The organism is Streptomyces durocortorensis, assembly GCF_016901035.1.
Classification (GTDB): domain Bacteria; phylum Actinomycetota; class Actinomycetes; order Streptomycetales; family Streptomycetaceae; genus Streptomyces; species Streptomyces durocortorensis.
Genome location: NZ_JAFEUF010000208.1, coordinates 1 through 6,094, shown reverse-complemented (window position 1 = coordinate 6,094; position 6,094 = coordinate 1). Strand labels below are relative to the sequence as shown.

Here is a 6,094-nt window from a genome sequence, read left to right as displayed (position 1 = left end):
CCCCCCCACGCGGGCGGGGCCCACCCCCGCAGCCCTCTTGGGCCCCCCCTCCTCCCAAAACCCCCCCCGGCGCCCCCCAAAGGGGGGCCCCCCCCCCCGGGGGGGGCCCCCCCCCTTTCCGACCTGTGCTTTCGTGCCCGTGGGCCCCTACTGGGGCGCCATGGTGTCCGCCATGCCCGGGTTGTCGTCCATCCAGGCCTTCACGGCTTCCTCCTCGTGACCCGCGCCGCGCTTCTGGATCTCGTTCTCCAGTCCGCCGAGCTGCTTCTCGGTGAGCTTGAAGTCCTTGAACCACTTCGTCAGCTGCGGGTACTGCTTCGGGAACTCCTTGGAGGCGATGGTGTGCAGCCGGTCGCCCTCACCGAACGCCTTCTTCGGGTCCTTCAGCTTGGTCATGCCGTACTCGTTGTACGCCCAGTGCGGGGTCCACAGCAGGACCGCGATGGGCTCCTTCTTGGCGTACGCGCGCTTCAGCTCGGCCAGCATGCCGGGCGTGGAGGAGTCGAGGACCTCGTACTCCTCGTCCAGGCCGTAACTCGGCAGGACGTTCTTCTTGAGGTTCTCCATGGTGGCGGTGCCGGGCTCGATGCCGACGATCCGGCCCTTGAAGTCGGAGCCCTTGCCCTTGAGGTCGTCGAGGGTCTTGACGTCCTTGACGTAGTCGGGGACGGCGACCTCGATGGAGGTCGGGCCGTACCAAGAGCCGATGTTCGTCAGCTTGTCGCCGTACTTGTCCCAGTAATTCTTCTGGGTGTACGGCAGCCAGCCGTCGAACTGGACGTCGATCTGGCCGCGTGACATCGCGGCGTACATCGGGCCGACCTCGAACTGCTTGAGGTTGATCTTGTAGCCGCGCTCCTCCAGGACCGCCTTCCACAGGTACGTGGCGGCGATGTCCTCCTCCCAGGGGAACCAGGCGACTTCCAGGGCGCGGTCGCGCTCGTCCTTGCCGCCGGCGGCCTGGGCGTCCTTCGGGACCGGGGTCCACTTGTCGGCGACGCCCGGGTTGTCCTTCAGCCAGGTGCGGACGGCTTCCTGCTCCTTGCCGGAACCGGCCTTCTGGATCTCGGCCTCAAGGCTGGTGAGCTGCTTCTCGCTCATCTTGAAGTCCTTGACCCACTTGGCGACCTCGGGGTTCTCCGCGGAGAAGCCCTTGCGCGCCAGGCTGTGGATGCCGTCGCCCTTGCCCCAGAGACCCTTGGTGTCCTTCAGCTTGGTGAGGTCGTACTCGTTGTACGCCCAGTGCGGCGACCAGAGCGGAACGACGATCGGTTCCTTCTTGGCGTACGCGCGCTTCAGCTCGGCCAGCATGGACGGCGTGGAGCCGTCGATGAGCTTGTACTCCTTGTCGAGGCCGTAGCCCGGCAGGAGCTTGTCCTTGAGCAGGCCCATCTCGCCGGCGCTCGGCTCGATGCCGACGATCCGGTCCTTGAACTCGGAGGCCCGGCCCTTCAGGTCGTCCATGGTCCGGACGTCCTTCATGTACGCGGGGACCGCGAGCTCCAGCGAGGTCGGGGAGTACCAGGCGCCGAGGTCTTCCAGGCGGTCCTTGTACTTCTTCCAGTAGCTGGCGTGGGTGACCGGCAGCCAGGAGTCGGTCTGGAAGTCGATCTGCCCGTTGGCCATGCCGGTGTACAGCGCGCCGGCCTCGTACTGCTTGACGTCGACCTCGAAGCCGCGCTGCTCCAGCATCTCCTTCCAGAGGAACGTCGAGGCGATGCCCTCGTCCCACGGGATGTAGCCGATGCTGATCTTCTTGCCGTCGCCGATCTGCGCGCTCGCGGAGGCGGTGTCGTCCTTGGAGCCGCCGAAGAAGCTCATGCTGCCCGCGACGAGCGCGAGGACAACGATGCCGACGGCCGCGATGCGGGGCTGCGGGCGGTAGGTCCAGATCTTCCAGCCCTCGGCCATGGCCTGGGCCTTGGCGACCGTGCGGCGGCCCAGCGGGGAGACCGCGGTGCCGAGCGCGCCGGTCATCCGGTCCAGGTACATGGCGAGGATGACGATGGAGATGCCCGCCTCGAAGCCGAGGCCGACGTCGACGTTGCCGATGGCACGGTAGACGGAGCCGCCGAGGCCGCCGCCGCCGACCATGCCCGCGATGACGACCATGGAGAGGCCGAGCATGATGACCTGGTTGATTCCGGCCATGATCGTGGGCAGGGCGAGGGGCAGCTGGACGCGCAGCAGGGTGTTGCGCGAGGTGGTGCCGAAGGCCTCGGCCGCCTCGACGAGTTCGCCGTCGACCTGGCGGATGCCGAGTTCGGTCATCCGGACGCCCGGGGGCAGCGCGAAGATGATCGTGGCGATGATGCCGGGGACCACGCCGACGCCGAAGAAGATGACGCCGGGGATCAGGTAGACCATGGCGGGCATGGTCTGCATGAAGTCCAGGACCGGCCGGGTGATCGCGCTGACCGTCTTGGACCGGGAGGCCCAGATGCCGAGCGGTACGGCGACCACCAGGGTGACGAGGGTCGCGACGAGCACCAGGGTGAGGGTGTCCATCGCCTCGTCCCACAGTTCGACGGAGTCGATGAGGGCGAATCCGACGAAGGTGAGCAGGGCGGCGGGAAGGCCGCGCAGCCACCAGGCGATGACGGCGACGATGCCCGCGAACAGCAGGGGTGCGGGGGCGGACAGGACGGCGGCTATGCCGTCGAACATGCCGCTGACGACGGAGCTGATGGCGTCGAAGAGCCAGGCGAGGTGGGTCTGCAGCCACTCGACCGCGGAGTCGACCCATTCGCCGAGGGGGAACCTAAACACCGGCCACCTTCTTCACGCCGGCCGCTGCCGCGGGTTCGGTCCCGGTCCCGCTGTCGCGGGGCGCCTCGGCCGGGGTCATCGGCTCGCCGAGGACGGCGAGCAGCCGGGAGCTGGGGACGACGCCGACCAGCTTGCCCTTGTCGTCGGTCACGGCGACCGGGTTCGCGCTCTGCGAGCAGGGCGTGAACAGGTCGATGATCGGCGTGGACTCCGGGACCGTGGCGGGGGCCGCGGCGAGCACGTCCTGCGGGGTGCGCAGTTCCTTGCCGTCCGCCGCCCTGGTGCCCATCACGGTGTGCGCCTCGGCCATGATCGCGCCCGCGGTGAGCACCCGGGAGCGGTCGACGTCCTGGGTGAAGGAGGCGACGTAGTCGTTGGCCGGGGTGACGAGGATGTCCTCGGCGGTGCCGAGCTGGACGATCTCCCCGTCGCGCATGACGGCGATCCGGTCACCCAGGCGCATGGCCTCGTTGAGGTCGTGGGTGATGAAGACGATGGTCTTCTTCAGCCGCTTCTGGAGCTCCAGCAGCTGGTCCTGCATGTCACGGCGGATCAGCGGGTCGAGCGCGCTGAAGGACTCGTCCATGAGCAGCAGGTCGGCGTCGGTGGCCAGGGCGCGGGCGAGGCCCACGCGCTGCTGCATACCGCCGGACAGCTCGTCGGGCCAGGACTTCTCCCAGCCTTCGAGGCCGGTCAGCCGCAGGGCCTCGGCGGCGCGCTCCTCGCGTGCCTCGCGCGGCACGCCCTGGACCTCCAGGCCGTACGCCGCGTTCTCCAGGACGCTCCGGTGGGGGAAGAGCGCGAAGTGCTGGAACACCATGCTGATCTTGGTGGAGCGCACGTGCCGCAGGTCGCGGGGGCTCAGGGCGGTCAGGTCCTGCCCGTCGAACAGGACCCGGCCCGCGGTGGGGTCGAGGAGACCGTTGAGCATCCGCAGCAGGGTGGACTTGCCCGAGCCGGACAACCCCATGACGACGAAGATCTGGCCCGGCTCCACGGTGAACGACGCGTCGATCACCGCTGCGGTCGTTCCGTCGGCGCGGAGCTCGTCGCGGTCGACGCCGCTCTCCAGCTTCCGCACGGCTTCATCGGGTCGTCTGCCGAAGACTTTGTACAAGTGCTCGGCTTGCAGCCTGGACACATACACCTCACGCGTTGAACCGAAAACGGTCTGCCACCCCCTCCGGCAGACCGTGGAGCGATGCGGATTCTGTCCGCGTGGCACATGCACTAGTTGAAAATGCGACGTGGTTCGCTCCGATGGCGCGCCTGCCCGCACTTACACAACCCAAACGCGACCGTGACCCAGGTCACTGACCTGCGACGGAGCGCGGGTAAGCGGTTACTTTGAGCGACTGTCGGCGCCGTGGGGCATCATCGGGTCTGTGACGCGACGCCTGATGCTCCTCGACACCGCCTCCCTGTACTTCCGCGCCTACTTCGGGGTGCCCGATTCGGTGCGCGCGCCGGACGGGACGCCCGTGAACGCCGTGCGCGGCCTCCTCGACTTCATCGGCCGCCTGGTGCACGACCACCGGCCGGACGAGCTGGTCGCCTGCTGGGACAACGACTGGCGCCCGCAGTGGCGGGTCGACCTGATCCCGACGTACAAGGCGCACCGGGTCGCCGAGGAGACGCCCGCCGGGCAGACGGACGAGGAGGAGATCCCCGACACGCTCTCCCCGCAGGTCCCGATCATCCAGGACGTGCTGGCGGCGCTCGGGATCGCCCGGGTCGGCGTCACACCCTACGAGGCGGACGACATCATCGGCACGCTCACGGCGCGGGCGAAGGGCCCGGTCGACATCGTCACCGGCGACCGCGACCTGTATCAGCTGGTCGACGACGCCCGTCAGGTGCGCGTGCTCTACCCGCTCAAGGGCGTCGGCACGCTCCAGGTGACCGACGAGGCGTGGCTGCGCGAGAAGTACGGCGTGGACGGCGCGGGGTACGTCGATCTGGCGCTGCTGCGCGGCGACCCGAGCGACGGGCTCCCGGGCGTCCCCGGCATCGGCGAGAAGACGGCGGCGAAGCTGCTGGACGCGTACGGCGATCTCGACGGGATCATGGCGGCGGTGGACGACCCGAAGGCGAAGCTGACCCCCTCGCAGCGCAAGCGGCTGGACGAGTCGCGCGCGTACGTGGCCGTCGCGCCGAAGGTGGTCCGGGTGGCCGGGGACGTACCCCTGCCCGACTTCGATCCGGCACTGCCGCACGAGCCGCGCGACCCGGCCGCCCTGGAGGCGCTCGCGGACCAGTGGGGGCTGGGCGGGGCGTTGCAGCGGCTGCTGACCGTACTTCAGCACTGACTTCAGCACCGAGGTGTTAACTTAGGTATACCTAAGTCTTCGAACCAGGGAGTACCTCGTGGCAGAGCGGCCGGCCCGGCAGGGACCGAAGGCCCAGGGGGCGCAGGTCGTGCGCACCGAGCAGATCACCCCGCACATGGTGCGGGTGGTCCTCGGCGGCGAAGGGCTCGCGGACTTCGCCCTCTCCGGCTTCACCGACCACTACATCAAGCTGTGTTTCGCGCCCGAGGGCGCGGACTACGCGCACCCGTTCGACATGGCCGCCATCCGTGAGGGGTATCCGCGCGAGCTGTGGCCCACCACCCGTACGTACACGGTGCGTTCGTGGGATCCGGTGGCCCGGGAGATGGCCGTCGACTTCGTCGTGCACGGCGACGAGGGCCTCGCCGGACCGTGGGCCCAGCGGGCGCGGCCGGGCGAGCAGGTGACCTTCCTCGGCCCCGGCGGCGGTTACGGACCGGACGCCTCGGCGGACTGGCACCTGCTGGTCGGCGACGAGAGCGCGCTGCCGGCGATCGCGGCGGCGCTGGAGCAGATGCCCGCGGGCGCGCTGGTGCACGCCTTCGTGGAGGTGCCGGACGCCTCGGAGGAGCAGAAGATCGTGACGCCCGACGGGGTGGCCGTGACCTGGCTGCACCGCGGCGACCGGCCCGTCGGCGAGCTGCTGACCGCCGCCGTGAAGGGGCTCGACTTCCCCGAGGGCGAGATCCAGGCGTTCGTGCACGGGGAGGCGGGCTTTGTGAAGGAGATCCGCCGCTACCTGCGCGTGGAACGGCAGATCCCGCTGCCGCAGCTGTCGATCTCGGGCTACTGGCGCCTCGGCCAGAACGACGACGCCTGGCGCGCGGTGAAGCGTGAGTGGAACGAGCAGGTGGAGCGCGAGCAGGAGAGCGGCACGCAGGCCGCGTAGCGCCCCCGGCCGCCCGGGGCGCCCGCTCGCCCGACCGGCCGCCCGCCTCCTGCTCGCCCTTCCGGCAGCAGACCCCGGACCCCGTCCACCGCGCATCGCGGTGGAC

Annotated in this window: 4 protein-coding genes; 2 read left to right on the top strand and 2 right to left on the bottom strand. The window is 69.6% G+C overall.

The window, feature by feature from the left end; translation table 11 throughout:
* Positions 1-147: 147 nt before the first annotated feature.
* Together JS521_RS28015 and JS521_RS28010 are read right to left on the bottom strand one after the other, a co-directional pair.
* The gene (locus JS521_RS28015) at positions 148-2,769 is read right to left on the bottom strand and encodes an ABC transporter permease/substrate binding protein (protein ID WP_205085752.1); all 2,622 of its coding nucleotides are present in this window, start codon (positions 2,767-2,769) and stop codon (positions 148-150) included.
* Positions 2,762-3,850 carry a quaternary amine ABC transporter ATP-binding protein gene (locus JS521_RS28010; RefSeq protein ID WP_205085751.1) on the bottom strand — a complete coding sequence of 363 codons (1,089 nt, stop codon included), beginning with the start codon at positions 3,848-3,850 and terminating at the stop codon, positions 2,762-2,764. The genes JS521_RS28015 and JS521_RS28010 overlap by 8 nt, the downstream gene beginning before the upstream one ends.
* 319 nt (positions 3,851-4,169) lie before the next feature.
* Between JS521_RS28010 and JS521_RS28005 the strand changes: the two genes are divergently transcribed.
* Positions 4,170-5,078, top strand: a complete 909-nt coding sequence (locus JS521_RS28005) for a 5'-3' exonuclease (RefSeq protein WP_205085758.1) — start codon at positions 4,170-4,172, stop codon at positions 5,076-5,078.
* Between the two features lie 58 nt (positions 5,079-5,136).
* Positions 5,137-5,988 (top strand): siderophore-interacting protein, encoded by an 852-nt coding sequence (locus JS521_RS28000; protein WP_205085750.1) that lies wholly within the window; start codon positions 5,137-5,139, stop codon positions 5,986-5,988.
* Positions 5,989-6,094: the final 106 nt, after the last annotated feature.

Bases quoted from the DNA above. Each gene is read 5' to 3' on its own strand.
- JS521_RS28005 (WP_205085758.1), top strand. From the start codon at position 4,170: ATGCTCCTCGACACCGCCTCCCTGTACTTCCGCGCCTACTTCGGGGTG.